Annotated in this window: 24 protein-coding genes and 1 tRNA gene; 14 read left to right on the top strand and 11 right to left on the bottom strand. The window is 69.3% G+C overall.

What is annotated here, in order from left to right:
* Positions 1–40: 40 nt before the first annotated feature.
* Entirely contained in the window at positions 41–1,663 is a 1,623-nt protein-coding gene (locus CP970_RS27790; protein WP_157877766.1) for a beta-N-acetylhexosaminidase, read from the bottom strand.
* Positions 1,664–1,835: 172 nt separating this feature from the next.
* Between CP970_RS27790 and CP970_RS27785 the strand changes: the two genes are divergently transcribed.
* The 3 genes from CP970_RS27785 (at position 1,836) to glmS (ending at position 4,892) form a co-directional block, all read left to right on the top strand.
* Complete coding sequence (locus tag CP970_RS27785; protein ID WP_055551862.1) at positions 1,836–2,720, top strand: DUF4429 domain-containing protein; 885 nt, start codon at positions 1,836–1,838, stop codon at positions 2,718–2,720.
* 85 nt (positions 2,721–2,805) lie between these two features.
* Complete coding sequence (locus CP970_RS27780) at positions 2,806–3,063, top strand: hypothetical protein (protein ID WP_055551860.1); 258 nt, start codon at positions 2,806–2,808, stop codon at positions 3,061–3,063.
* 11 nt (positions 3,064–3,074) lie between these two features.
* Positions 3,075–4,892 (top strand): glutamine--fructose-6-phosphate transaminase (isomerizing), encoded by a 1,818-nt coding sequence (gene glmS, locus CP970_RS27775; RefSeq protein ID WP_055551858.1) that lies wholly within the window; start codon positions 3,075–3,077, stop codon positions 4,890–4,892.
* A 174-nt stretch (positions 4,893–5,066) separates the two neighbouring features.
* Here glmS and CP970_RS27770 read toward each other — a convergent pair whose 3' ends face one another.
* Positions 5,067–5,636, bottom strand: coding sequence for a GPR1/FUN34/YaaH family transporter (locus CP970_RS27770; RefSeq protein WP_055551857.1), 570 nt, complete (start codon positions 5,634–5,636; stop codon positions 5,067–5,069).
* A gap of 249 nt (positions 5,637–5,885) precedes the next feature.
* On the bottom strand, positions 5,886–6,410 hold the full coding sequence (locus CP970_RS27765) for a universal stress protein (protein ID WP_055551855.1): 525 nt from the start codon (positions 6,408–6,410) through the stop codon (positions 5,886–5,888).
* Positions 6,411–6,983: 573 nt separating this feature from the next.
* Between CP970_RS27765 and CP970_RS27760 the strand changes: the two genes are divergently transcribed.
* The 4 genes from CP970_RS27760 (at position 6,984) to CP970_RS27745 (ending at position 9,732) form a co-directional block, all read left to right on the top strand.
* Positions 6,984–7,307 carry a hypothetical protein gene (locus tag CP970_RS27760; protein ID WP_055551852.1) on the top strand — a complete coding sequence of 108 codons (324 nt, stop codon included), beginning with the start codon at positions 6,984–6,986 and terminating at the stop codon, positions 7,305–7,307.
* Between the two features lie 396 nt (positions 7,308–7,703).
* Positions 7,704–8,936, top strand: coding sequence for a GlxA family transcriptional regulator (locus CP970_RS27755; RefSeq protein ID WP_150494066.1), 1,233 nt, complete (start codon positions 7,704–7,706; stop codon positions 8,934–8,936).
* Between the two features lie 10 nt (positions 8,937–8,946).
* On the top strand, positions 8,947–9,549 hold the full coding sequence (gene orn / locus CP970_RS27750) for an oligoribonuclease (protein WP_055551848.1): 603 nt from the start codon (positions 8,947–8,949) through the stop codon (positions 9,547–9,549).
* A 110-nt stretch (positions 9,550–9,659) separates the two neighbouring features.
* A tRNA-His gene (locus CP970_RS27745) sits at positions 9,660–9,732 on the top strand.
* A 67-nt stretch (positions 9,733–9,799) separates the two neighbouring features.
* Here CP970_RS27745 and CP970_RS27740 read toward each other — a convergent pair.
* From CP970_RS27740 to CP970_RS27710, 7 genes are all read right to left on the bottom strand, one after another.
* Positions 9,800–10,438: a hypothetical protein gene (locus tag CP970_RS27740; RefSeq protein ID WP_055551846.1), complete on the bottom strand. Its 639-nt coding sequence runs from the start codon at positions 10,436–10,438 to the stop codon at positions 9,800–9,802.
* Between the two features lie 43 nt (positions 10,439–10,481).
* On the bottom strand, positions 10,482–11,111 hold the full coding sequence (locus tag CP970_RS27735; RefSeq protein WP_224058754.1) for a hypothetical protein: 630 nt from the start codon (positions 11,109–11,111) through the stop codon (positions 10,482–10,484).
* Positions 11,098–11,511: a hypothetical protein gene (locus CP970_RS27730; protein WP_055551844.1), complete on the bottom strand. Its 414-nt coding sequence runs from the start codon at positions 11,509–11,511 to the stop codon at positions 11,098–11,100. The genes CP970_RS27735 and CP970_RS27730 overlap by 14 nt, the downstream gene beginning before the upstream one ends.
* A gap of 66 nt (positions 11,512–11,577) precedes the next feature.
* The gene (locus CP970_RS27725; RefSeq protein ID WP_055551899.1) at positions 11,578–12,831 is read right to left on the bottom strand and encodes a hypothetical protein; all 1,254 of its coding nucleotides are present in this window, start codon (positions 12,829–12,831) and stop codon (positions 11,578–11,580) included.
* A gap of 101 nt (positions 12,832–12,932) precedes the next feature.
* Positions 12,933–13,247, bottom strand: a complete 315-nt coding sequence (locus tag CP970_RS27720) for a WXG100 family type VII secretion target (protein WP_055551843.1) — start codon at positions 13,245–13,247, stop codon at positions 12,933–12,935.
* Positions 13,248–13,497: 250 nt separating this feature from the next.
* Positions 13,498–13,707: a hypothetical protein gene (locus CP970_RS27715; RefSeq protein WP_055551840.1), complete on the bottom strand. Its 210-nt coding sequence runs from the start codon at positions 13,705–13,707 to the stop codon at positions 13,498–13,500.
* 80 nt (positions 13,708–13,787) lie between these two features.
* On the bottom strand, positions 13,788–14,843 hold the full coding sequence (locus CP970_RS27710) for a LacI family DNA-binding transcriptional regulator (RefSeq protein ID WP_055551838.1): 1,056 nt from the start codon (positions 14,841–14,843) through the stop codon (positions 13,788–13,790).
* Between the two features lie 269 nt (positions 14,844–15,112).
* On the opposite strand from CP970_RS27710, the gene CP970_RS27705 reads away from it, so the two are divergent.
* The 7 genes from CP970_RS27705 to CP970_RS27675 all read left to right on the top strand — a co-directional run bounded on the left by CP970_RS27705 (position 15,113) and on the right by CP970_RS27675 (position 25,073).
* The gene (locus tag CP970_RS27705; protein ID WP_055551836.1) at positions 15,113–16,450 is read left to right on the top strand and encodes an ABC transporter substrate-binding protein; all 1,338 of its coding nucleotides are present in this window, start codon (positions 15,113–15,115) and stop codon (positions 16,448–16,450) included.
* A 5-nt stretch (positions 16,451–16,455) separates the two neighbouring features.
* Complete coding sequence (locus CP970_RS27700) at positions 16,456–17,460, top strand: carbohydrate ABC transporter permease (RefSeq protein ID WP_107099032.1); 1,005 nt, start codon at positions 16,456–16,458, stop codon at positions 17,458–17,460.
* 9 nt (positions 17,461–17,469) lie between these two features.
* Positions 17,470–18,336: a carbohydrate ABC transporter permease gene (locus CP970_RS27695; RefSeq protein WP_055551832.1), complete on the top strand. Its 867-nt coding sequence runs from the start codon at positions 17,470–17,472 to the stop codon at positions 18,334–18,336.
* 72 nt (positions 18,337–18,408) lie between these two features.
* On the top strand, positions 18,409–19,887 hold the full coding sequence (locus CP970_RS27690; protein WP_055551830.1) for a glycoside hydrolase family 1 protein: 1,479 nt from the start codon (positions 18,409–18,411) through the stop codon (positions 19,885–19,887).
* Between the two features lie 114 nt (positions 19,888–20,001).
* Positions 20,002–21,678, top strand: coding sequence for an aspartate-alanine antiporter (aspT, locus tag CP970_RS27685; RefSeq protein WP_055551828.1), 1,677 nt, complete (start codon positions 20,002–20,004; stop codon positions 21,676–21,678).
* 3 nt (positions 21,679–21,681) lie between these two features.
* The gene (gene aspT, locus CP970_RS27680) at positions 21,682–23,385 is read left to right on the top strand and encodes an aspartate-alanine antiporter (protein ID WP_055551826.1); all 1,704 of its coding nucleotides are present in this window, start codon (positions 21,682–21,684) and stop codon (positions 23,383–23,385) included.
* Positions 23,386–23,423: 38 nt separating this feature from the next.
* Complete coding sequence (locus tag CP970_RS27675) at positions 23,424–25,073, top strand: bifunctional aspartate transaminase/aspartate 4-decarboxylase (RefSeq protein ID WP_055551824.1); 1,650 nt, start codon at positions 23,424–23,426, stop codon at positions 25,071–25,073.
* A gap of 61 nt (positions 25,074–25,134) precedes the next feature.
* Here CP970_RS27675 and CP970_RS27670 read toward each other — a convergent pair whose 3' ends face one another.
* Positions 25,135–26,193, bottom strand: coding sequence for a chitinase (locus tag CP970_RS27670; protein WP_107099030.1), 1,059 nt, complete (start codon positions 26,191–26,193; stop codon positions 25,135–25,137).
* Between the last annotated feature and the right edge of the window lie 529 nt (positions 26,194–26,722).

Below are 26,722 nucleotides of genomic sequence, written 5' to 3'. Positions count from 1 at the left end.
GGCGCCCCGGAGACGGTCCTCCGGGGCGCCCGTCCTCAGCTCACTTGCCGGGCCACGGCACCTGCGGCGACTTGTAGTAGCCGATGCCGAGTGCGTCCCAGCGCGGCGCCTGCGCGGCGAGCCGCACCTTGTACGCGTCCCAGTCGTGCGTGGCCGCGGGCGACCAGCCGAGCTCGGCGATCCCGGGAAGCCGCGGGAACGCCATGTAGTCGAGGTGCGCGGAGGTCGACAGGGTCTCCGTCCACAGCGGCGCCTCGACGCCCATCACCGAGTCGGCGGGCGCGCCCTGGAGGTAGGTCCCCGGGTCCCAGTCGTAGGACCGTTCGACCTCGACGTAGCCCGCCCAGGACAGGCCGAGCGGGGTGTCCTTGGTGTACTTGTGGTCGATGTAGGCACGGTCGGCCGGCGAGAGGACCAGCTTGGTGCCGTTCTTCGCGGCGTTCACGACCTCCTCGCGCTCGGCGGCGCCGGTCTTGTCGTAGCCCCAGTACTGCGCGACGGCCCCCTTGACGGGCTTGGCACCGGCCAGCTGGTGCCAGCCCATGACCTTCTTGCCGTACTTGGCGACCACCGGCTGCACCTTCTCCATGAACGCCACGAAGTCCTCGTGGCTGGTGGAGTGCGCCTCGTCGCCGCCGATGTGGATGTACTCGCCGGGCGTCAGGGCGGCCAGCTCGCGGATGACGTCGTCCACGAAGTCGTACGTGACGTCCTTCTTCACGCACAGCGAGCTGAAGCCGACCTCGGTGCCGGTGTAGAGCGGCGGCGCGACGCCGTTGCAGTTCAGCTCGGCGTACGAGGCGAGGGCCGCGTTGGTGTGCCCCGGCATGTCGATCTCCGGGATGACCTCCAGATGGCGCGAGGCGGCGTACGCGACGATCTCCTTGTACTGCGCCTTCGTGTAGTAGCCGCCCTTGCCGCCGCCGACCTGCGTGGATCCGCCGTACGTCGCCAGGCGCGGCCAGGAGTCGATGGCGATGCGCCAGCCCTGGTCGTCGCTGAGGTGCAGGTGCAGCTTGTTCATCTTGTAGAGCGCCGCCTGGTCGATGTAGCGCTTGACCTGGTCGACGGTGAAGAAGTGCCGCGAGACGTCGAGCATGGTGCCGCGATAGGCGTAGCGCGGGCTGTCCTCGATGGTGCCGCCCGCGATCCGCCACGGGCCGCGCTGCTTGGTCTTCTTCTCCAGGGCCGCGGGCAGCTGCTGGCGCACCGTCTGGATGCCGTGGAAGAGCCCGGCGTCCGACCAGGAGGTGATGGTGAGCGAGCCGCGCGTGGAGATGACCCGGTAGCCCTCGGCGCCGAGGGCCTTGTTCGCGGGATCGGCGCTGATGCGCAGGCGGATGCCGTCACTGCCGCCGCTGTCGGTGACGGGCAGCTTGTAGCCGGTGGCGGGACGCAGCACGCCCGCGAGGTACTCACCGGCCCGGCGCTCCGCCGGATTGCCGCTGTCGACGCGGATCCGGGTCTTGGCGGTGATCTCGAAGCCGGGCCCGCCCGGCACGGCCTTCAGGGGCGCGGGCACGATCTGGCCGAGTGGGGTGACCGCGGGGCGCTCGGCCTTCCCGGCGGGCGCCGCGGCGAACGAGGAGATTCCGGCGGCCGCCACGAGCAGCAGCGAGCCGAGTATGCGGGTCGTGCGGGTCGTCTTTCCGTGCGATCTCACAAGCGGTTCCCTTCGACGGGCGGGCGCCGCGATGGGGCACGAGTGCGGCGCGCGTCTGTGGTGGCGCAACTGTGGTGCATCGCAATCGAACGGTCCCCATTGGTAACCCGGTCACTACAAGGGGTCAAGGGTGTAGACCTTTTCTCCAAGGGGTCGGTGCGAGAATCCACGCATGGCGGAAATCATCCAGCGGGACGGGACCTGGACCTTCGACGGCGAGGCGTTGCGCCTCGTGCCGGGACACGACAAGAGCGTGTCCCTGCTGCGCAAGACGCTGGGAGAACTGACGGTCCCACTGGGGGCGTTGGCGGGCATCGCCTTCGAACAGGGCAAGAAGTCGGGCCGGTTGAGGCTACGACTGCGCGACGGCTCCGACCCGCTGCTCCATGCCACGGGCGGCAAGCTCACGGACTCCGCGGACCCGTATCAGCTGGTCGTGGAGCCGGACCGGTACGGCGTCGCGGAGTATCTGGTCGACGAGGTGCGCAACGCCCTCCTGATCGAACAGGTCCCCACGACCGCCTGCCCGGCCTACCTTCTCGCGGGCCCCGCCGTACCCCTGTCGGTCTCGGCGGGAGACGGCACGGCGAGCTTCGACGGGGAGCGCGTGCGCCTGGAGTGGAACTGGAAGACGGAGGACGCCAAGTCCGCATCGGGCACCCGTTCGATCGCGCTCGACGACATCGCCGCGGTGGACTGGCAGCCCTCGGGCGGCCTGGAGAACGGCCACCTCCGCTTCACCGTCAAGAACGCGCCGACCAAGGCCCCGCCGAAGTACGACCCGAACGCGGTCGAGCTGTGGGGCTTCAAGAAGGACCCGCTGATGGCGCTGGTCGCCGCGGCGGTGCAGGCCCGCCTGCCGCACCCGTCCGGCGCCGCTCCCCTCGCGGTGGAGCAGGCACCGGCCACCCCGGCGCCCGCTGCCGCACAGGCGCCGGTCGAGGACCACGACGCGCTCCTGCGGCGGCTGCGGGAGCTCGGTGAGCTGCACCAGGCCGGGATCCTCACGGACGAGGAGTTCAGCACGGCGAAGCAGGCGGTTCTGAAGCGAATGTGAGCCCGCGTGGCCCGATCCGACACGAGCCTGCCCGATTCCGGGCAGGATTCTTGCGAAAGGGCATGCGATACCCCAGGATCATCGAATGCACGACGACCTGGTGGACCACCTCACCCGCAGCACCCCGCTCCAGCGGGGCGAAGCGCTGCGGGTCATCCAGGACGTGCTCGCCTACTTCGACGAGACGACCGAAGCGTTCGTCCGTCGCCGCCACCGCGAACTGCAGGGTCAGGGCCTGCTGAACGCGGCGATCTTCCAGCAGATCTCGGCGGATCTCGAATACCGCGCGGTCGCGCCGCCCGAGCTCACCCTTCGGCAGCTGCGCCGCATCGTCTACGGCTAGGACACCCTTTTATGTGCGGAATCGTCGGATACATCGGCAAGCGTGACGTCGCCCCGCTCCTCCTCGAAGGACTCCAGCGCCTGGAGTACCGCGGCTACGACTCGGCGGGCATCGCCGTCACCAGCCCCAAGGCCGCGGGCCTGAAGACCGTCAAGGCCAAGGGTCGTGTGCGCGACCTGGAGGCCAAGGTCCCGGCCCGCTTCAAGGGCACCACCGGCATCGCCCACACCCGCTGGGCCACCCACGGCGCCCCCTCCGACGAGAACGCGCACCCCCACCTGTCCCAGGACAACAAGGTGGCCGTCGTCCACAACGGCATCATCGACAACGCCTCCGAGCTGCGCGCCAAGCTGACCGCCGACGGCGTCGAGTTCCTCTCCGAGACGGACACCGAGGTCCTCACCCACCTCATCGCCCGCGCCCAGGCCGACACCCTGGAGGAGAAGGTCCGCGAGGCCCTGCGCCACATCGAGGGCACCTACGGCATCGCCGTCCTGCACGCCGACTTCAACGACCGCATCGTGGTCGCCCGCAACGGCTCCCCGGTCGTCCTCGGCATCGGCGAGAAGGAGATGTTCGTCGCCTCGGACGTCGCCGCGCTCGTCTCGCACACCCGCCAGGTCGTCACCCTCGACGACGGCGAGATGGCCACCATCAAGGCCGACGACTACCGCACGTACACCACCGAGGGCTCGCGTACGACGGCGTCGCCGACCACCGTGGAGTGGGAGGCCGAGTCGTACGACATGGGCGGCCACGACACGTACATGCACAAGGAGATCTTCGAGCAGCCCGAGGCCGTGGACCGCGTCCTGCGCGGCCGCATCGACGACCGCTTCTCCACCGTGCACCTCGGCGGCCTCAACCTCGACGCGCACGACGCCCGCAAGGTGCGCCGCGTCAAGATCCTCGGCTGCGGCACCTCGTACCACGCGGGCATGATCGGCGCCCAGATGATCGAGGAGCTGGCCCGCATCCCCGCCGACGCGGAGCCCGCGTCCGAGTTCCGCTACCGCAACCCGGTCGTGGACCCCGACACCCTCTACATCGCGGTCTCCCAGTCCGGCGAGACCTACGACGTGCTCGCCGCGGTCCAGGAGCTCAAGCGCAAGGGCGCCCGCGTCCTCGGCGTGGTGAACGTGGTCGGCTCGGCGATCGCCCGCGAGGCCGACGCGGGCGTCTACGTCCACGCGGGCCCCGAGGTCTGCGTCGTCTCCACCAAGTGCTTCACCAACACCACGGTCGCCTTCGCGCTGCTCGCCCTGCACCTGGGCCGCATCCGTGACCTGTCGGTCTCCGACGGCAAGCGGATCATCGAGGGCCTGCGCAAGCTCCCCGGCCAGATCTCGGAGGTCCTCAAGCAGGAGGACGAGATCAAGAAGATCGCCAAGCAGTACGCGGACGCCCGCTCGATGCTCTTCATCGGACGCGTACGCGGCTACCCCGTCGCCCGCGAGGCCTCCCTCAAGCTCAAGGAGGTCTCGTACATCCACGCCGAGGCGTACCCTGCCTCCGAGCTCAAGCACGGCCCGCTCGCGCTCATCGAGCCCGCGCTCCCCACGGTCGCGATCGTCCCGAACGACGACCTCCTGGAGAAGAACCGCGCCGCTCTGGAGGAGATCAAGGCCCGCAGCGGCAAGATCCTCGCGGTCGCGCACCAGGAACAGGAGAAGGCCGACCAGACGATCGTCGTCCCCAAGAACGAGAACGAGCTGGACCCGATCCTGATGGGCATCCCGCTCCAACTCCTCGCGTACCACACGGCGTTGGCACTGGGCAGGGACATCGACAAGCCGCGGAACCTCGCCAAGTCCGTGACGGTGGAGTAGAGGCACCCCGATCAGGGGCGCCCCGTAAGGGGCGCGGGGAACTGCGCGATCAGCCCCCACGCCCCCGCAGGAAGCAGACAAACGGGACGGGCCCCATGCGTGCCACCAGCACATGGAACCCGTCCCCCAGAGGGCCGGGGTCGCCCATTACCCCGGCCCGCGCCCAGCGCCCGCTCAGCCGGCGACCGTCACCCCCCGGCCCGCGGGGCGCCCCGGAAGGGCCGTGGGCCAGTTCGCGAGGGCGGCCGTCGCGCCGTACCAGGCCAGGAGCCCGCCGGCCGCGGCGAACCAGCCGCCCGCCTTGCCCAGGCCCGCGCTGTCGCCGAACCGCGCGAGGGCGAGCAGGAGCAGCGCCACGAAGAGCAGCCCGTACGTCCCGCGCGTGAGCGCTCCCGCACCCGCCGCCCCGAGGGTCAGGCTGAGCGCGACGAGCGCGAAGAGCAGCAGGAAGAGGCCCGCCGCGTTCGCCGAGACCGGCGCGTCGGCCGCGGTGCCCCAGGTGAACCAGAGAGCGCCGAGCGCGGTGAAGGCCGTGCCCGTGGCCGCGTCCTTGTCGCGGAACGCGAAGAGACCGGCGGCGAACAGGGCGACGCCGCCGACGTAGGTGGCGAGGGAGACGGCGTCCGCCGCCGTCACGCCGTCGATCACTTGGGTATGACCGAGGCCGAAGGCCAACAGCGTGAGTCCCAGGGCGAGGTGGCCGAGAGTCGAGGTGGTGCTTCCCGCAGAGACGTCCTTGTCCACGGCGGGCTCCCTTCCTGTGCGGTGGAGCGATGGTGCGGTGGTGCCGCGCGATGCCGGTCCCGCACTCCGTCTCCGTAGAACGGGTGCGCCAGCGACCTTTATGTACCCTTCACAAGGGAGCAAACCACCTCTACGCGCGAGTAGATTTATCTACTCGTGCCACCACCCACCGGGCCTCCCCGAAAAAGGAGTTGAAGACTCGACTTCGCCACCCCACCTGCCGCGAGGGCCCGTTACGGAATGTCCCCGTTACGGAATGACGATGACGGGACGCTGCGCCCGCCGCGCGAGCCGCCCCGCGACGGAGCCGAAGATCCGGCCCACGATGCCGTGCGTGGAGCCGACGACGATCGCGTCCGCGCTGTACTCGCGGCCGACCTCCTCCAGCTCGTGGCAGATGTCGCCGCCGCGCTCGACCAGGATCCAGGGCACCTCGGACAGATAGTCCGCACAGGCCAGTTCGAGTCCGAGCACCTCGGTGCGATGGTCCGGCACGTCGACGAAGACCGGTGGCTCGCAGCCCGCCCACACCGTGGTGGGCAGCCGGTTGGCGACATGCACGATGATCAGGCCCGAGCCCGAACGGTGGGCCATGCCGATCGCGTACGAGAGCGCCCGCTCACTGGACGTCGAGCCGTCGAAGCCGACGACGACGCCATGTCGGAATGCGGGATCGCAGGAATGACGTGTTTCTTCCGCCGCCAGGGGGGTCGCTGTCGGATCGGCGACCTGCCGCTTGCGGTCCGCGGGTTCGGAGAATTCGTGACCGGCCATCGGTGTCTCGGCGAAGGAGTCCTCTGTGGGAGGGTCGGCTTGTTCGGGTGGTACGAAGGTCGTGGTACGAAAGGTTCTGGTACGAAGGTTCAGTACCTGGAAGGTCGTCCGGGAATCATCTTCCCAACCCCATACCCCCAAGGGTACGGCGACACTCCTCTCCTGCCCAGAGCCTGCGAAGACCCCCGTACGGGCGTCTCCTGCCGGGCCGCGCAGGGGCCTCCGGCGTTCACCGGAGCATGCATGAGCCTCGCCCGTATGGCAATGGTTGCTGCCCCGTACAGGCGGTTTGCGCACCCGTCCGGGCCCTTCTGCCGCACGACCCGTGACCCTGGCGACTCCCGGCCGCGCGACGTCCCGGCGCGCGCATCCGGCGGCACGGCAGTGACCGGCCGGACGACCGCGCGTTGAACCTCCGTACGCCACCGCCACAGGGAGCACGCCGTGCCTGGACCCTCGACCGCGTCCCCACCCTCCCCCACGCTCACTCCTTCACCCGAGCAAGGGGCACACTCCGCGACGCACAGCCGTCGGCGCCCGCCGGAGGGCGCGCCCGAGCGCCGCGCGTCGCGGGTGCCCACGCCCCGCGCCCAGGAGCCGGGGGACGCGCCCGCGCAGGACTCGGCGAGCGACGTGGTCCGCTGGGCCGCGTTCAGCTGCGTCCTGGTTCCCGTAGTCCTCGTCGGCTACGGAACATCGCTGGCGGGCGCCGCGGGCGCGGCGCTCGGCCTGGTGGCCGTCACCGGGGTCTGCCGGGTGCTCCTGCGCCAGTCCGAACGGGGCGCCGCGCGACTGCTTGCAGAACAGAACGCGGGGCACCGCGGACGGCACGGCAGGACGGCCCCGGGGGCGCACCGGGGGACCCGCCACAGCGTCGATGGCGCACCGGTCGACTGACCGATTCGCACGCACGCTCCCGTAGCTTTTCAGCCAACTTCCTACAGGCACGCATTCCTTGGCCGAACGGGCCCCCAACCCCCGTCCGAGCAGGGCTGAAAGGTGCCTTGAAGCCGCGCGCACCCTGCGGGGACCGGCCATGGCGACGAGGCGCACTTCCCAGCACGGCCCTTGAGTGCAACGCTTCGTGATCGAAAGCTTCACGCCAAGTTGCCATGTCGACAATCTGCCGGGTGCTGAACTGGTCACCCCGGTAGCACGGGACACAGTAGATTCGATCTTGACTGTATTACGGCGGGGGACTGGTGGAGGACCGAGGGGAAACGTGCAGGAGCGACAGGCCCAACAAGCACGTCAAGAACAGGGAGCCGAGACGCCCGAGGGGGGTTTAGCGCCATGAGCCACGACTCCACTGCCGCGCCGGAGACCACGGCCCGGAAGCTGTCCGGACGCCGCCGCCGGGAGATCGTAGCGGTGCTGCTGTTCAGCGGTGGCCCCATCTTCGAGAGCTCCATACCGCTCTCGGTGTTCGGCATCGACCGGCAGGACGCCGGCGTCCCCCGCTACCGGCTGCTCGTATGCGCCGGTGAGGAGGGGCCGCTGCGGACCACCGGCGGTCTTGAACTGACCGCGCCTCACGGCCTGGAGGCGATCGGCCGCGCGGGCACCGTGGTGGTGCCGGCCTGGCGGTCGATCACGTCGCCGCCGCCGCCGGAGGCTTTGGACGCGCTGCGCCGCGCACACGAGGAGGGCGCCCGCATCGTCGGGCTCTGCACCGGGGCGTTCGTCCTGGCCGCCGCCGGACTCCTCGACGGGCGCCCGGCGACCACGCACTGGATGTACGCGCCGACGCTCGCCAAGCGCTACCCGTCGGTCCACGTGGACCCGCGCGAGCTCTTCGTGGACGACGGCGACGTGCTGACGAGCGCGGGCACCGCGGCCGGAATTGATCTCTGTCTGCACATCGTGCGCACGGACCACGGCAACGAGGCGGCGGGCGCGCTCGCCCGCAGGCTCGTGGTGCCGCCGCGCCGGGCCGGCGGCCAGGAGCGCTATCTCGACAGGTCTTTACCTGAGGAGATCGGCGCCGACCCGCTGGCCGAGGTCGTCGCCTGGGCGCTGGAGCACCTCCACGAGCAGTTCGACGTGGAGACGCTGGCCGCGCGCGCGTACATGAGCAGGCGGACCTTCGACCGCAGGTTCCGTTCGCTGACCGGCAGCGCGCCGCTGCAGTGGCTGATCACCCAGCGGGTGCTGCAGGCACAGCGGCTCCTGGAGACCTCCGACTACTCCGTCGACGAGGTCGCGGGCCGCTGCGGCTTCCGCTCACCGGTGGCGCTCCGGGGCCACTTCCGGCGCCAGCTGGGCTCGTCCCCCGCCGCCTACCGGGCCGCCTACCGCGCCCGCAGGCCACAGGGCGAGCGCGCGCTGGACCCGGTGCCGGTCACGCCGCAGGCCGTACCCGTCCTGGAGGCGGGCCCGGTCCCGACGCAGACCCGGCGTACGGCGGCCGCGAGCGCGATCGGTCCTTCGTCGGCCTCCGTGCCCGCGTCGGATCCCGGCAAGCCGCACTCGGACGCGTACGCGCCAGGCCGTCCGCCTCTGCCCGGGCAGAGGAGCGCGCCGTAGGGTAAGACGCATGAACGATCGCATGGTGTGGATCGACTGCGAGATGACCGGGCTCTCGCTGACGGATGACGCACTTATCGAGGTGGCCGCACTGGTCACCGACTCGGAACTGAACGTGCTCGGCGAAGGGGTGGACATCGTGATCCGCCCGCCGGACGCGGCGCTGGAGACCATGCCCGAGGTGGTGCGCACCATGCACACCGCCTCGGGTCTCCTCGACGAGCTGCCCGGCGGAACCACGCTGGCGGACGCCGAGGAGCAGGTCCTGGCGTATGTACGTGAGCACGTCAAGGAGCCGCGGAAGGCTCCGCTGTGCGGAAACTCGGTCGGCACCGACCGCGGCTTCCTGCTCCGCGACATGGGGACCCTGGAGGAGTACCTCCACTACCGCATCGTCGACGTCTCCTCCATCAAGGAACTGGCCCGGCGCTGGTACCCGCGGGCGTACTTCAACAGCCCGGACAAGAACGGCAACCACCGCGCGCTCGCCGACATCCGCGAGTCCATCGCCGAGCTCCGCTACTACCGCGAGGCGATCTTCGTCCCGCAGCCGGGGCCGGACTCGGACACCGCGAAGTCGATCGCGGCGAAGCACGTCCTGCCTGCGGAGTAGCCCCGCGGAGCCCCTGTGTACAGGGTCTGGAAAACGTGTGCGCGAGCACCCCTTCGGACCCTGTACACTTTTTCTCGGCCGGTCGGAAGAAAGACAAACGACCGGACATGGTGGGTGTAGCTCAGTTGGTAGAGCACCTGGTTGTGGTCCAGGTGGCCGCGGGTTCAAGTCCCGTCACTCACCCTGATCGGCGAAGGCCCGGTCCGCGCAAGCGGGCCGGGCCTTCTTCGTGCGGTGTCTCCCCACGGACCTACTGGGCCGACCCGGGCAGCCGGAGCGTCCGCGCGAAGTCGTCCAGGGGCTCCACGGCCGCGGCGATCACCTCAGGGTCGTCGTGGTGCCCGCGGAGGCAGACGTCGGGGATGCCGGGCGGGGTGTGCCAGTGATACGTCACCGAGGTCATCATGATGGTGCTGTCCGCGGGATAGGAACGGGTGACGCGGACCCCGTCCTCGCCCAGGTGCGGCGAGGCGAAACCAATGCTTCCGGTTCGTTGCTGCCACTCGGGGATGTCCGGGTGCGGCACGGTGAGCGCGGCGACTCCCTCGCAGGAGGCCGCGTCAGGGGCCTCGCAGTGGAAGCGGGTGGCGTGCATCACCAAGGGCATGCAGGTCAGCGGAACGGGGTGGTAGACGAACGCCTCGTCGGCCTGGACCTTGTCCCTGAGCGTGACCAGCGTCCGCTCGTAGAAGTCCTTGTGGAATCGGCGGAGCTTCCGCGTGAGTTCGATGTTGTGGATGGCGGCGAGGCCGGTCAAAGACTCGTTCAGCCACTCCTTGAAGGTCTTCTTGTCCGTCTGGAGCCAGAGATAGCCCCAGAGGCCTTGGTTGGCATCCGTATCGATGTGGAGCGCACCGAGGTCGGTGCTCCACAGGGGGCTGTCGGACATGGGTGATCTCTTTCGTCGGGGCGCGACGGACGGGAGCCGTCGCTCAATAGCTCCATCGGAAGGTGCTCATGACGGCGTCGAACAGTTCCACGAGAGTGTCGTAGAAGGCGGGGTCGGAGTCGGGCGCGATCACGGCGCTGAAGGAGAAGGTGAGGTACAGGTCGGGGGCGCTGTCCGGGATCGGCACGAAGTACTCGACCTGGCGGTGAGCGAAGTCGATGCCCTGGGCGGCATCGTCGGGGACGTCTCGCTCCGAGCGCAGCGCCGCGGTGTCGTCGAGTTCCCGCATCTCGGCTCCCGGAGTCTCGGAAGCGAGCGCGAGCAGGACGGCTTCTGGGCCGCGGTCGGGCGTGACCCTCGGAATTTCGATCGGCTCGGCGGCGACGATCGAGACGGGCAGCGCGACGCCGTGGAGGCGTTCGGTGGGGAGGTAGAGAGTCATCCCCCCTTTGGCCCTGGCCCGGCGGACGACCTTCTTCATCTCCTGGGTGAGCTTCAGCCGGGCCTTCGGGATGTCGTCCTTGGGAAAGCCGACGGGCAACTGCGCGACGGCCCTGCGGACGATCCGGTCCATCGCCTCGTCGGTCCCCGTATGCAGCGGAATCACGTCCCAGCCGGGCGGCGGCACCAGGTTGAAGCCGGTGGGGGCCCGGCGGTGCTCAGCGGTGGCCACGGTGCTCCCGCATCTCTTCCACGGCATAGGCGACGCCGACGAACAGCGCCCACGCCGGGGCGGCGATGATGCCCGGCCAGAAGCCGAGCATCAACGAGGGCAGGAAGAAGCCGCCGCCCATGGCGAGATCCCGGGTGAGGTAGGGCGGACGGCCCGCGTACCGGGGGTACTTCACGAAGACCCAGACGTAGTGCAGGAGGCAGCCGATGATCCCGGCTTCGTAGGCGATGAGAACGTCGTTCCTCAGGAACTTCGGCACCAGGATCATGATCCCGATCACCGGAAAGACCAACGGCATTCCGATGAACAGGGTCAGCCGGAGCCGCCGGTTGGGGCCGGTGCCGAGTCCGGTGCGTGCGGCTTCCGCCTCGGTGATGCGTTGTGCCGAGTGCAGGTCCATGATCGTTCCTCAGGGCTGAAGTGCGGACGAGGCATCGGGATACGTTGTGCCAGGTGATCCGCCGCGCTACCAGTGGGTATCGGGGGCGGGCTTCAGAGTGTTGTCCTTCCAGTCGGAGTACCCCTGGTTGTACGGCTTCTCGCCGGACCCGAGGTTCTCGTGCGTCCAGCTTGTCAGGTCGCTCTTGCCCAGCGTCTTGTCCGCGACGTCCATCCCCATGCCGGTCCAGGCGATACCCAGGCCCGCCTGGTAGGACTTGTACGCCTTGTCCGCGGCGGCCCCTGCGGCCGCCGGGAAGGTGGCCTTGTTCGCCTGCAGCATCTTCGCCATGCCCGCCATCTCCTTGTCGCCGAGATGCACCAGCGTCGACAGCGGGCTGACCCTCAGCGGCGCCTTGACCACCTGGCCGACGTTCTGGGAGATGGACTTACGGATGGAGTTGCGGCTCGTCGCGACGACCTGCCGTCCTGGCCCTTGCGGCATTTTCGACATGGCCCGCCCCATGTCGTCCATGACGCCCTTGACCCCGCGGAGCCCTCTACTCAGGCCGGCGGTCCGGGCGGTCTGAGCGGCCCCCACGGTGGCCTTGGCGCCGCTGGCGAGCTTCGCGGCGGCCCCGAGGCCGCCGACGACGAGCAGCCCGCCCACGACGTCGAAGATGACATCCGTCCAGGTGGCATCGCCGGATGCCACCAAGAGGAGTCTGAGTCCGATCGTGAGCGCGGCGATGCCCAGGACGAGCAGGTTCAGGCCGGGAATGGCTAGCGCCAAGAAGCCTGCGAAGGTCGCCACCCAGCCGAGAACGTCGATGAAGGCCTTGATCAGATCGGCATTGTCATGGGCCCAGCCCTTGACGTTGTCCCACCACGAGTCCTCGATGATGTCGTCGATCTCATCGTTGATTTTGCTAGCGCAGTGGTTGGAGTCACTGTCGCGGTCCCCGGTGACGGTGCCCAGCCGGGTTCTGTACGTCTGCAGCGGATCGTCATCGGCCCCGCCGCTCGCCGACGGTTTCGGCTTCTTGTCCCCGTCCGCCTTCTCGGCGTCCTTGGCCTTCTCCCGCTCGACCTCCGCCTGCTTCTCCTTGGCCTCACGCAGAATCCGGTCGGCGTCGCCCTGGTGGTCCTCCAGTTTGTTCGCCCACGTGGTGAGGTGCCCGTGGACCCGCTCGTAACGGGAGGCCACCTCCCGCATGTGCTTCTCCAGCGTCCCGGAGTCTTCGCGCAGACGTTTAACGTACTTCCCCTTGAGCCTGTCCTCGTCCGAGATGGCTTTGAGGTTTGCCGCCTGCTTACGCAGCTTCTCGGCGACCGAGACCATGTGCCGGACCTCTGCCCGGATCTCTGCCGGGTCGCCGGGTACCGGGTCCTTCTCGCACAGCGGCTCCCAGTCGGCGGGGCGACGCTTCGACACAGCGGTGCTCACTGGCCCTTGCCCTTGCCCTTGCCGTCGCCCTTGCCCTGCTTGGCGAGCTCGTGGTCCAGGGACTCGAACGACTTCTTCGTCTCGGCGACGAGTTTGCCCGTCGATTCCAGGCCCTCGACAAGCCTGGTGCGGTAGTCGTCCCAGTTGTCGACGAAGTCGTCCATGGCGTCCGCGATGTTCCCGGCGCCCCAGTGCTTCTCCATGTCGTCCCGACGGTTCTCGATGTTCTTGAACGTCGTGCGCAGGTTGCCGAGTTGACGTTCGCAATCGTTCAAGAACTCATAGTCGACCGTGAGATCGCTATCGGACACGGCTCTCCCTCCCGTGGCCTGACCACTGTGCTCGGCAGGCCGCAGCGCATGTTCGGTACATGAGGCGGGTCACCCACACCATCCGGACCAGTACCGGCGAAACTCCGGGGGATAGTAGCCGACACGGCTGGTCCGATCATCTGCGGCAGCCCGTCGACCGAGCCGGAGAGGTCTGAGCTGCCACGAGCCACCGGGGCACCTTCGCAACTTTGCGCGAGCACTCACCCTCGGGCGGACGTCAGCCGCGTGTTCAAGAAGTGTGGCGGCGTCGGTAGCGGCGGGCCGACCACGTGCCCGCGGCGAGCCCCGGCACCAGGCCGCCGAGGACGTTGATCGAACCGCCTCGATCCGCCACCGCCCAGGCCGCCGCCACCAGGACCAGTGCGGTACAGGTGAGGGTAACCAGGGTGCCGAGCAGGATCTCGGTCCACCAGTTGCGAGGGGTGTACGCCGTTTTCACGGGTCAACACCTAGCAGGATCGGTTCCATCTTGCACATCTCGTACATCTTGCCCCCACCCTCCCCCCCGGGGGGGGGTGGTCAGGACGACGCCCGCGTCACCAGTTCCGTGGGCAGCACGATCTGTGGGCGGTACAGGCGGCGCACCCCCGCCGGGCGGTCGTCGGCTATTTCCGCGAGGAGGACGGCCGTCATGGTGCGGCCCATCTCCGCGATCGGCTGGCGCACGCTCGTCAGGGGCGGGTCCATGTGGCGGGCGATCGCCGAGTCGTCGAAGCCGACCAGGGCCACGTCGTCGGGTATGCGGCGGCCCGCCGTGCGCAGGACCTGGCGGGCGCCCGCCGCCATCACGTCCGAGCCCGCGAAGACCGCGTCCAGGGCGGGGGCCCGCGCCAGGAGCTCGGTCATCGCGCGGCGGCCGCCCTCCTCGGTGAAGTCGCCCCGGGCGATCAGCGCCTCGTCGACCTGGTGGCCCGCCTCGGTGAGGGCGTCGCGGTATCCGTCCAGGCGGCGCTGGGCGCCGTAGACGTCGAGGCGGCCGGTGATCGTCGCTACGGTGCGGCGGCCGCGGGCGACGAGGTGTCCGACGGCCGCCCTGGCCCCCGCGAAGTTGTCCGAGTCGACCGAGGCCAGGGTCTCGTCCGCCGATCTGCGGCCGCTGATCACCGCGGGGATGTCCAGCTGCTCCAGGAGGTCGGGCAGGGGGTCGTCGGCGTGCACCGAGACGAGCAGGACGCCGTCCACGCGGTGCGCCGCCAGGTACTGGGCGAGCCGCCTGCGCTCCCGGTCGCCGCCCGCGAACGCCAGCAGGAGCTGCATGTCGGTGTCGGCGAGGGCCGCGCCCACGCCGTGGATGATGTCCGAGAAGTACGGCTCCGCGAAGAAGCGCGACTCCGGCTCGGGGACGACGACCGCGATCGAGTCCGTACGGTTGGCGGCAAGGGCCCGTGCCGCCGTGTTCGGGACGTAGCCGAGCTCGGCCACCGCCTCCTCGACGGCGGCGCGCGTGCGCTCGCTCACCCGGGGCGAACCGTTGATCACCCGGGACACGGTGCCGCGGCCCACCCCGGCGCGGGCCGCCACCTCCTCAAGGGTGGGACGCCCCCCGCTCCGCCCCTTGGGCTGACGAGTCCCCATCTCTGCCTCCCGACGACGCGAAACGACGCGAATCTAACAGCAGGGCACACGAACGGCTCCGGATGCCTACAACTCTTGGCGTCCGCCGCCTTGACACCCCCGCAGCGAGCCGCGACTCTTCAAGACATCACACATGGGAGCGCTCCCACCGTACCTGGCTCTTACACGACCCGCACGTTCCCCGCCCGAGTTGATTTTCCCCAACTCGCAGTCCCAACACCCCAGTTGACCGAGGGCGGTCGGCACGTTCAGGGCACGAGGAGGACGCAATGCGCTACAGGACTCGCACGTATCGCAAGGTGACGGTCCTCGCGGCCGTCGCCGCCCTGGCCGGGGGCCTGCTGGCAGGCTGCGCCGAGGACAAGGAGGATCCGGGCGCCTCCTCGGGCGGCGGCGGAGGTGACGGCGGAGGCGGGAAGACCACCCTGACGGTCGGCGTCTTCGGGGCCTTCGGTCTGCAAGAGGCCGGTCTCTACAAGGAGTACGAGAAGCTCCACCCGGACATCTCCATCAAGCAGAACTCCGTCCAGCGCAACGAGAACTACTGGCCCGCGCTGCTCACCCACCTCAGCAGCGGCAGCGGCCTCTCCGACATCCAGGCCGTCGAGGTCGGCAACATCGCCGAACTGACCACCTCGCACGCGGACAAGCTGGTCGACCTCGGCAAGGCCGACGGCGTCGACAAGAACGACTTCCTGGACTGGAAGTGGCGGCAGGGCACCAGCAAGGGCGGAAAGACGATCGGGCTCGGCACCGACATCGGACCGACCGGCATCTGCTATCGCAAGGACCTGTTCGAGAAGGCCGGTCTGCCCACCGACCGCGAGGCGGTCGGCAAGCTGTGGGCCGGTGACTGGCAGAAGTACCTCGCGGCGGGCAAGCGCTACCAGAAGAAGGCCCCCGACGGCACCTCCTTCGTGGACGGGGCGACCGGCGTGATGGCCGCCGTGCACGCCTCGGGCAAGGAGAAGTTCTACGACAAGGGCGGGGAGCTGATCTACAAGGACAGCCCCACGGTCAAGGAGGGCTGGGACCTCGCCGCCCAGTTCGCCGAGTCCGGTCTGAGCGCCAAGCTCCAGCAGTTCCAGCCCAGTTGGGACCAGGCGATCTCCAACGGCTCGTTCGCCACGCTCACTTGCCCGCCCTGGATGCTCGGCTACATCAAGGACAAGGCGGGCGACAAGGGCGAGGACAAGTGGGACGTCGCCGCGTCGCCGAAGCCCGGCAACTGGGGCGGCTCCTTCCTGACCGTGCCCGAGGCGGGCAAGAACAAGGAGGAGGCGACCAAGCTCGCCGCCTGGCTGACCGAGCCCGAGCAGCTCGCCAAGCTCTTCGACGAGCGGGCCAGCTTCCCGAGCGCCGACGCCGCGTACGCCCTGCCCGAGGTCAAGGACGCCAAGAACCCCTACTTCGGCAACGCACCCGTGGGCAAGATCTTCTCCAAGGCCGCCGAGGGCGTGCCGGTCCAGCCGATCGGCCCCAAGGACGGAATCATCTCCCAGTACCTGGCCGACACCGGGATGCTCGGCGTCGACCAGAAGGGAACCGCTCCCGACGAGGCCTGGAACAAGGCCGTGAAGACGATCGACAACGCTTTGGACCAGTGACCGGGATGACGAGCGACGCCACCGCCGCGCCCTCCCAGGAGGAGGGCGCGGCCCCCCACGACCGGGCCGCCGACCGGTCCGCCGACGAGCGCCGCCGGGCCCGGCGCAGCCGCCGCTACCGCTGGGACGTCAAGTGGAGTCCCTACGCGTTCATCGCCCCCTTCTTCCTCTTCTTCGTCGCCTTCGGGCTCTTCCCGCTGCTCTACACGGGGTGGGCCTCGCTGCACCGCGTGGAGCTCGGCGCCCCCACCGACATGGAGTGGGTGGGGCTGCGCAACTTCTCCCGGCTGCTCGACGACGAGTTCTTCTGGAACGCGCTGCGCAACACCTTCACCATCGGGCTCCTCTCCACCGTGCCGCAGCTCCTGATGGCGCTCGGCCTCGCCCACCTCCTCAACTACCGGCTGCGCGGCTCGATGTTCTTCCGGGTCGCGATCCTCACTCCGTACGCCACGTCCGTGGCCGCGGCGACGCTGGTCTTCGTCCTGATGTTCAGCCGCACCGACCACGGGATGATCAACTGGGCGCTCGGGCTCGTCGGGGTCGACGCGGTCGACTGGCAGAACGGGGACTGGACCGCCCAGTTCGCCGTCTCCTCCATCGTGATCTGGCGGTGGACCGGCTACAACGCGCTGATCTACCTCGCCGCGATGCAGGCCATCCCGCACGATCTGTACGAGTCGGCCGCCCTGGACGGCGCGAGCCGCTGGCAGCAGTTCCGGCACGTCACCATCCCCTCGCTGCGGCCGACGATCCTGTTCACCTGTGTCGTGTCGACGATCGGGGCGACCCAACTCTTCGGCGAGCCGCTCCTGTTCAGCCAGGGCGCGAGCCCCACCGGCGGCTCCGACCACCAGTTCCAGACGCTCGGCCTCTATCTCTACGAGCAGGGCTGGTTCAACCAGCACCTGGGCCGGTCCTCGGCGATCGCCTGGACGATGTTCCTGATTCTCGTGCTGATCGGCCTCGTCAACTGGGTCATCAGCCGCCGGATCCGCAAGAGCGCGTGAGGGGATGACGTGACGACCACTGTGCCCACCAGGCCGCGCAAGCGAGGCGCCGGGCGCCAGCTGCACGGCGGCAAGGTGACCTACGCCGTACTGATCCTCTTCACCGTCGGCTCGCTCTTCCCGCTGGTGTGGACGGCGATCGCGGCCTCCCGGAACAACACCCGGCTCGCCGAGACCCCTCCTCCCTTCTGGTTCGGCGGCAATCTCTTCAAGAACCTGGAGATCGCCTGGACCGACGCCAACATGGGCACGGCCCTGCTCAACACCCTGGTGGTGGCGGGCACCATCACCGTCGGCACCGTCCTCTTCTCCACCCTCGCGGGCTTCGCCTTCGCCAAACTCCGCTTCCGCTTCCGGGGGTTCCTGCTGCTGCTGGTGATCGGCACGATGATGGTGCCGCCCCAGCTCAGCGTCGTCCCCCTGTTCATGGTGGTGGCCAAGCTCGGCTGGACCGATCAGCTGCAGTCCGTCGTCCTGCCCACCCTGGTCAGCGCCTTCGGGGTGTTCTTCATGCGGCAGTACCTCAAGGAGGCGCTGCCCACCGAGCTGATCGAGGCCGCCCGGGTGGACGGCGCGAGCAGCCTGCGGGTGATCTGGCACGTGGTCTTCCCCGCCGCGCGCCCCGCGATGGCGGTCCTGGCCATGCTCACCTTCGTCATGGCGTGGAACGACTTCTTCTGGCCGATCATCGCCCTGACCCAGGAGGGCTCACCGACCGTGCAGGTGGCGCTCGCCGGGCTCGGCCGCGGGAACATCCCCGATCAGTCCGTGATCATGGCGGGCGCGCTGCTCGGGACGCTGCCGCTGCTCATCGCGTTCGTGCTGTTCGGCAAGCAGATCGTGGGCGGGATCATGCAGGGCGCGGTCAAGGGCTGAGCCCCCTCCCGTCCGGCTGATCCGACTGATCCGTCAACTCCCCCTTTCCGTACGACTCATGGGAGCGCTCCTATGTCTTCGTCCACCGTGCACTCGACCTTTCCCGCGGGCTTTCTGTGGGGCTCGGCGACCGCCGCGTACCAGATCGAGGGGGCCGTGCGGGAGGACGGCCGGACCCCCTCCATCTGGGACACGTTCAGCCATACGCCGGGCAAGGTGCTCGGCGGGGACACGGGGGACGTCGCCGTCGACCACTACCACCGGTGGCGCGATGACGTGCGGCTCATGGCGGACCTGGGTCTTTCCGCCTACCGCTTCTCGGTCTCCTGGTCGCGGGTGCAGCCCACCGGGCGCGGGCCCGCCGTGCAGCGCGGGCTCGACTTCTACCGGGCGCTCGTGGACGAGCTGCTCGCGCACGGCATCCGGCCGATGGTCACCCTCTACCACTGGGACCTGCCGCAGGAGTTGGAGGACGCCTTCCCCAGCGGTTCTTCGGCGGGCGGCGGGTGGCCCGAGCGGGACACCGCGTACCGCTTCGGGGAGTACGCGGGGATCGTCGCCGACGCGCTCGGGGACCGCGTGGAGATGTGGTCGACGCTCAACGAGCCCTGGTGCAGCGCCTTCCTCGGCTACGGCTCGGGGGTGCACGCCCCGGGCCGCGCCGATCCGGTGGCCGCCCTGCGCGCGGCTCACCACCTCAACCTCGCGCACGGCCTCGGCGTCCAGGCGCTGCGCGAGCGGCTGCCCGCGCGGGCGCGGATCGGGGTCAGTCTCAACCCGAGCGCCGTACGCCCCCTGACCGCGTCCGCCGCCGACCAGGACGCGCGGCGCCGGATCGACGCGCTGGCCAACCGCGTCTTCACCGGGCCGATGCTGCGCGGCGTGTACGACGACGATCTGCTCGCGGACACCGCGCGCATCACGGACTGGGCCTTCGTCCAGGACGGCGATCTGCGCATCGCCCGCCAGCCGCTCGACTTCCTCGGCATCAACTACTACTCCCCCGCTGTCGTGTCGGCCGCCGAGGACACCCAAGCCTCCGAGGCCGACGGATCCAGCGCTCCGCGCCCGGACGGGCACGGAGCCAGCGCGCACTCCCCCTGGCCGGGCGCCGACGACCACGTCTCCTTCCACCGCGCGCCCGGTGAGCTCACCGCCATGGACTGGCCGGTGGACCCGACCGGTCTGAAGGACCTTCTCCTTGAGTACACCGCTCAGGCCCCCGGGGTTCCGCTCTACGTGACGGAAAACGGCGCGGCCTACGACGACCGGCCCGGCACGGGCGGCCAGGTCCACGACCCCGAGCGCATCCGCTATCTGCACGGGCACCTCGCCGCCGTGCACGAGGCGATCGTGGCGGGCGCCGACGTGCGCGGCTACTACCTCTGGTCGCTCCTGGACAACTTCGAATGGGCGTACGGCTACAGCAAGCGCTTCGGTGCGGTCCACGTCGACTACGCGACGCAGGTCAGGACCCCGAAGTCCAGTGCCCACTGGTACGCGAAGGTCGCCGCCTCCGGGGAGCTGCCAGGGGAACCCGCGACGGACTGAGTCCCACGGCGCGGTGGCGGACGGAGCCGAGTGGCACGGACCCACTCGGCTCCCTAGTTTGCGGATATGCCATATCCCATACATTCCGCCACAGAACGGGCACGGTGAGTGCCCGTGGGAGTCCTCCGAGACCATCCCGAGCTGGTGCTCTTCCTCTGTCTCGCCCTCGGCTACCTGGTGGGCAAGCTGCGCGTCGGGCCCATCACCCTGGGCGGCATCTGCGGCACGCTGATCGTCTCGCTGCTGCTCGGCGCCTGGACCAAGGTCACCGTCTCCGACGACGTCAAAACGATCTTCTTCGCGCTCTTCATCTTCGCCCTCGGCTACATGGCGGGGCCGCAGTTCTTCGCCAACCTCAACCGCAAGAGCCTGCGCTTCTTCGCGCTCTGCGGAATCGAACTGGTCTGCGTCCTGGCCATCGCGTTCGGCTTGGCCAAGGCGTTCGACCTGGACGTGGGCACCGCGTCCGGCATCCTGGCAGGGGCCGCCACCGAGTCCGCCGTGGTCGGCACGGCCACCGAGTCCATCGGCAAGCTGAGCGACCTCACCCAGGCGCAGATCACCGAGTACCAGGGCCACGTCGCCACCGCGTACACCGTCTGCTACCTCTTCGGCCTGATCACCATCGTGATCTACACCAGCCAGATCATGCCGATGATGCTGCGCATCAACCTCAGGGACGCCTCGCGCGAGCTGTGGGAGAAGATGCGCGGGGGCGGCGGCCTTGAATCCGACGAGCGCCAGGCGCTGCCCGGCATGGTCGGCCGCACCTATCTGGTGACGGCGGGCGACGGCAGGACCGTCGGCGCCCTGGAGAGCGAGCTCGAAGGACGGATCACCGTGGAGGCCGTCAAGCGCGGCAGCAAGCTCCTCACCCCCGCGCCCGGCCTCGAACTGACCCTCTCCGACCTGGTCCTGCTGGTCGGGCGGCGCGCCAACGTCATCGAGGCGGGCCGCCTCATCGGCCCCGAGACCCCCGGCATCCCCGGCGTCGACACCCCGCTGGCGACCAGCCAGGTGGCCGTGACCGACAAGGCGACCGAGGGCAGGACCGTCGACCAGCTCCAGCAGGCGCACCCCGAGTTCATCAAGGACGGCGTGTACGTCACCGACGTACTCCGCGGCGACCAGCACCTGCCCGCCACCGCCGACACCGCGCTGCACCGCGGCGACGTGCTCACCCTGGTCGGCGCGCGCTCAGGGCTGAACAAGCTGGTCGCGAAGATCGGCGCGGTCGTCAAGAACGACGCCACCGACTTCATCTACCTGGGGCTCGGCATCGCGGCGGGCTCGCTGCTCGGGCAGGTCGTCGTGAAGTTCGGCGACGTCCCGCTGTCGCTCGGCACCGGCGGCGGCTGTCTGATCTCCGGCCTTCTCTTCGGCTGGTTCCGCTCCCGCAAGCAGACCTTCGGCGCCTTCCCGCCGCAGGCCGCGGGGACCATCAAGGACATGGGCCTGGCGGTCTTCATCGCCTGTACGGGCCTGGTGTCGGGGCCGCAGGCCTGGCCCCTGCTCAAGGAGTACGGGGCGCTGCTGCCCTTCGCGGGGATCGCCATGGTCCTCGTACCCGCGACGCTCTCCCTGGTCATCGGCCACAAGCTGCTGAAGATCGAGAAGCCGCTGCTGATCGGCGCCATCGCGGGCCAGCAGTGCTCGACGCCCGCGATCACCTCGGTCACCCAGGTGGCCCAGAGCTCCGTACCGATGTTCGGCTACACGATCACGTACGCGCTCTCGAACTTCCTGCTGCCCCTGACAGGGCCGATCCTCGTCGGCGTACTGGGAGCGTGAGCAATGATCGACTTCCTCAACCGGAACATCTTCCAGCCCCATCCCGAGCTGCTCGTCTTCATCACGGTGGCGCTCGGCTTCCTCGTCGGCAAGGTCCGCTACAAGGCCATCGCGTTCGGCGCCGTCACCGGCTGTCTCGTGATGGGCCTGCTGCTCGGCGCGCAGTTCAAGGTGACGATCGACGGAACCGTGAAGAACCTCTTCTTCACGATGTTCCTGTTCGCCCTCGGCTACAAGGTCGGCCCGCAGTTCTTCCGCGGGCTGCGCAAGGACGGGCTGCCGCAGGTCGTCAACGCCGTCGTGGTCTGTGTGACGGGCCTGCTCGTCTGCTGGGGCTTCGCGGCCATGCTCGGCTACGGACCAGGGCTCTCGGCGGGGCTGCTCGGCGGCGCGCTCACCCAGTCCGCCGTGATCGGCGTCGCCCAGGACGCCATCGGCAATCTGCCGGGCCTCTCGTCGGGCCAGGTCAAGGAGCAGGAGAACCTCGTCGCCATCGGGTACGCCGTCTGCTATCCGCTCGGCACGATCCTGTGCGCGATGCTCCTCGCGAACGTCCTGCCCCGGCTCTACCGCAGGGACCTGGCCGCCGAATCCCTCGCGCTCGCCAAGGAGTTGGACGCCCCGGCCGACAACCCCGACCTGAGCGAGGGCTACTACGAGGTCGTCCTGCGCGCCTACAAGGTGGAGCGGCCCGACATCGTGGGCCGCACCATCGACGACTTTGAGAACCAGCAGCGAGAGCTGGGCCGCCGCCTCTACATCACCGGCGTGCGGCGCGCGGGCACGGTCCTGCCGCACGACCAGCAGACGACGCTGCGCGAGGGTGACGTGGTGGCGATGAGCGCGATCCGCGGCGACCTCGTCACCTATGACGCGCGCACCCACATCGGCGGCGAGGCCGACGACGTCGAACTGCTCGGCTATCAGACCGAGAGCCTGCACGTCGTCGCCTCCGAGAAGGCCCAACTCGGCAAGACCATCGGCGAGTTGCGCGCCGAGCCGTTCATGGTCGGGGTCTACGTGGACAAGGTGTACCGCGCCGGATCCGAGTTCCCCTACCGGCTCGCCACCAAGGTGGAGCGCGGCGACACCCTGGTCCTGACCGGGCCCAAGCGCCTGGTGGACCCGGCGGGCGCCGAGATCGGCAAGCCCGTGCCGACGTCGTTCGCCACCGACATGGTCTGGGTGGGCCTCGGCATCTTCCTCGGCGGCTGCATCGGCATCCCCGCGCTGACCGCGGGCGGCGTGCCGATCTCGCTCTCCACCTCGGGCGGCGCGCTCATCATGGGCCTCGTCTTCGGCTGGATCCGCGGCAAGTACCCGACGTACGGCAACGTCCCGCCGGGCGCCCAGTGGTTCATGGACACGCTCGGGCTCTGCCTGTTCGTCGCGGTCGTCGGCATCAACGCGGGGCCGAGCTTCACCAGAGGCCTCTCGACGGCCGGTTGGGGGCTCCTCGTCTTCGGGGCCGTCGCCACCGTGATCCCGCTGCTCGTCGGCTTCGCCGTCGGCCACTACATCCAGAAGATCCGCTTCCCGATCCTGATGGGCGTCCTGGCGGGCGGCCAGACCACCACGGCGGCGATCGGCGCCATCAACGAAGAGTCCAAGTCCCAGGTGCCGACGCTCGGTTACACGATTCCGTACGCCGTGGCCAACGTCCTCCTGACGATCTGGGGCGCCGTCATCGTCCTCCTCCACCACTGACGTCCACACCGTCCGTCCGTACGTAAGAAGGAAGCACCGTGCCGAAGACCACGTTCACCCGCGAGGAAATCCAGTCCTTCGCCCAGCTGAGCCCCTTCGAGCTGAAGGACAAGTTCATCCAGATCGCGCAGGCGGTACAGGAGGACAAGCCGGGGCAGAAGGAGAAGTCGAGCGCGCAGATGCTCAACGCGGGCCGCGGCAACCCGAACTGGACCGCGACGGGCCCCCGCGAGGCCTTCTACGCGCTCGGCTACTTCGCCCTCTCCGAGTCGCGCCGGGTGTGGACCGCGGACGACCTCGGCGGCATGCCGGAGAAGGCGGGCTCCGCGGAGCGCTTCGACACCTTCGTGCGCCGCCACCCCGACCTGCCCGGCATCGAACTCCTGGAGAAGTGCGTCGCGTACGCCGTCGAGCGCTTCGGCTTCGACCGTGACGAGTTCGTCCACGAACTGACCGACAGCTCCATCGGCGACAACTACCCCGTACCCGACCGGATGTTGACGCACACCGAGCGGATCGTGCGCGGTTACCTCGCCGACGAGATGTTCGCCAAGAAGCCGCCGCGGGACAATCTCTCGCTGTTCGCGACCGAGGGCGGCACGGCGGCGATGTGCTACATCTTCGACTCGCTGATGAAGAACGGCATCCTGAAGAAGGGCGACAAGATCGCCCTGATGGTGCCGGTGTTCACGCCGTACATCGAGATCCCCGAGCTCGACACCTACGAGTTCGACGTCGTGAACGTCGAGGCGAGCCTGTTCACCGAGACCGGCGTGCGCGAGTGGCGCTACCCCGAGGAGGAGGTCGCCAAGCTCGCGGACCCCGCGGTGAAGCTGGTCTGCATCGTCAACCCGTCCAACCCGCCTTCGCTGGCGCTCAGTCAGCGCGTCGCGGACCAGATCAAGGACATTGTCGCCAACGAGAACCCGAACCTGCTGCTCGTCACCGACGACGTGTACGGCACGTTCGTGGAGGGCTTCCGCTCGATCGCCGCCGACCTGCCCCGCAACACGCTGCTGGTGTACTCGTACTCCAAGCACTACGGCTGTACGGGCTGGCGGCTCGGCGTCATCGGCCTGCACGACGACAACGTCATCGACAAGATGATCGCGGAGCTGCCGGACGCCGAGAAGGACAAGCTCAACAAGCGGTACGGGACGCTCTCGCTGGAACCCGAGAAGATCAGGTTCATCGATCGCCTGGTCGCCGACTCGCGTCAGGTCGCGCTCAACCACACGGCGGGCCTCTCGCTCCCCCAGCAGGTGATGATGACGCTCTTCTCGCTCTTCGACATGCTGGAGGAGGGCCAGGCGTACAAGGAACGCATCCGCGCGATCGTGCAGCAGCGACTCGGCCTGCTCCTCGAAGGCGCCCAGATGAAGATCTCCGACGATCCGAAGCGGGCCGCGTACTACATCGAACTCGACCTGCTCGCGGAGGCGGAACGCGTCCACGGCAAGGACTTCGCCGACTTCCTGGAGAAGAACTACGAGCCGGTGGACCCGCTGTTCCGCCTCGCCGAACAGACCCACGTGGTGCTGCTCAACGGCGGCGGCTTCGACGGCCCGCAGTGGTCGGTGCGGGTCTCGCTCGCCAACCTCGACGACCTCGACTACCTGAAGATCGGGCACCATCTGCGGGGCATCTTCAACGACTACGCGCAGGAGTGGCGGGCCGCCACGTCCTGACCTCGACAGGGTGATGCCCCGGCCGAGTGGGGGGAACCGGCCGGGGCATCCGCGGGGGTGGCTACTTGTACGCGGCGAACGCCTTGGTGAACGCCAGGGGCTGCTGTTCGATCGAACTGCACGTCGGCTGCGCGGAGTTGGTGGCGCCGCCGGGGCAGGCCTTGTCGCGGGTCGAGGACCACATCGACAGCCAGCCCATGCCCTTGGACTCGGCGAACTTCACGAGCTCGGCGGCGTCCTCGGTCTTGAAGACCTCGGTCGCGACGTCGTTGACACCGATCATCGGCGTGACGGCGACGGCCTTCCAGGCGGCCTTGTCGGAGAGGCCGAGCGCGGTCTTGAGCTGCTTCTGCGTGGCGGTCGCGGCCTGGGTCGCGTACGCGCCCATGTCGCCGCTGTAGGAGGGCCCGTAGTCCATCGCCATGATGTTGACGGCGGAGATCTTCACGCCGTTCTTCTTGGCGTTGGCGAGCAGGTCGACGCCGGGCCGAGTGAGCCCCTCGGGCATCACCGGAAGCGTGAACGAGACGTCCAGGCCGGGGTGTTGCTTCTGCAGCTGGGCCATCGCCTGGGCGCGTCGGGTGTTGGCCGCGGTGTCCGGCAGGGCGGCGCCCTCGATGTCGAAGTCGACCTTGGTCAGCTTGTACGCGTCGACGACCTTGCCGTACGCCTTGGCGAGCGAGCCCGCGCTGTCGCACTTCAGCCCCAGCTCGGAGCCCGCGGCACCGCCGAAGGAGACGCGGACGTCGCCGCCCTTGGCGCGCAGGTCGCCGATCTGCGCGGCCACCTTGTCGTCGCCGAGCGCGGTGACACCGCCCCAGAGGGGCTCGCAGCCGCCGCCCGAGGTGATGAAGGCGAGGTTGAACTCCTTGACGCCGGTCTTCGCCGCGGTGTCGACGAGGTCGTAGGCGGGGGCGAGGGAGGTGTCCACGAAGGGGGCGAACCTGGCGGGGGCCTTGGCGGTTTCGGCGGTCTTGGTGGGGCTCTTCTTGGCCGGGGCCTTGGTCGCGAGGGCGGTACCGGAGAGGAGGAAGGCTCCGCCGCCGACGAGGGAGGCGGCGAGGAGCCCTCCGATGACCTTGGAATGGGTGGGGAGCGTGCGGCGGTGGGTGCGGGTCATGGGGTGCGCCTGCCTTTGGCTGTGCGGGTGGGGGTGTGTGCACGCTAGCCGCGTGCTGGGCGACAAATGGGGTAAGCCTGGCCCGGGTTGGGGATCTTAGGGTTCGCTTAAGGGAGGGATCGGGGCGGATTAAAGGTGCGGGTTCCCTGCGGGTGCGTGGCGGCTCCTCGCGCAGTTCCCCGCGCCCCTCAACCAGCCACCCGCCGTCACTCACCCGCGGACCGTCGTGGTTGCTCGCGCAGTTCCCCGCGCCCCTAACCACCCCACCCTGAGCGCCCCGCCAAAGGCACAGGCCACCCGTCAGGGGCGCGGGGAGCGGCGCAGGTGGGCCCCGCTAGGGGCGCGGGGAACTGCGCGAGCAACCACGACGCGCCCGCAGGCGAAGAGCGGCACAGGTGAGCCCGTCAGGGGCGCGGGGAACGACGCAGGTGGGCCCCGTCAGGGGCGCGGGGAACTGCGCGAGCAACCACGACGCGCCCGCAGGCGAAGAGCGGCACAGGTGAGCCCGTCAGGGGCGTGGGGAACGGCG

Source organism: Streptomyces kanamyceticus (assembly GCF_008704495.1).
Classification (GTDB): domain Bacteria; phylum Actinomycetota; class Actinomycetes; order Streptomycetales; family Streptomycetaceae; genus Streptomyces; species Streptomyces kanamyceticus.
This window is presented reverse-complemented; position numbering and strand designations above follow the sequence as displayed.